Origin of the sequence: Collinsella sp. AF29-7AC, assembly GCF_003475665.1 — a bacterium.
Taxonomy (GTDB): domain Bacteria; phylum Actinomycetota; class Coriobacteriia; order Coriobacteriales; family Coriobacteriaceae; genus Collinsella.
On record NZ_QRQX01000064.1, the window covers coordinates 1 to 319 of the forward strand.

The 319-nt window shown below is 59.9% G+C and carries 1 rRNA gene; it reads right to left on the reverse strand.

The window, feature by feature from the left end:
- Nucleotides 1-193 precede the first annotated feature (193 nt).
- Nucleotides 194-309: ribosomal RNA gene (rrf, locus tag DWZ15_RS10375) — 5S ribosomal RNA — on the reverse strand.
- Nucleotides 310-319 lie beyond the last annotated feature (10 nt).

Below are 319 nucleotides of genomic sequence, written 5' to 3' on the forward strand. Positions count from 1 at the left end.
GTTCCGCTATGCGGTTGTCAATTTGCGAAAGAAATTATGCGTCACCAAGAAGGACTCAAAATACAGCCAAACAGTAAGACAAGCTAAACGAAAGCGAGTTCTTGTATTACAACTATCTTTCAAACGCAAAAAAGGGGGAGGCCGCGAGGCCTCCCCCTTCCAGGTTCGATGCGACGGCTCGGTGCCGTCCACCGGTCAGCGGCGCCCTGGCCTCCCACGGGCTGGCCCCGCAGTACTCTCGGCGCGATGGGGCTTAGCTTCCGGGTTCGGAACGGGACCGGGCGTGCCCCCCATGCTCTGGCCGCTGACCGGTGGGCGG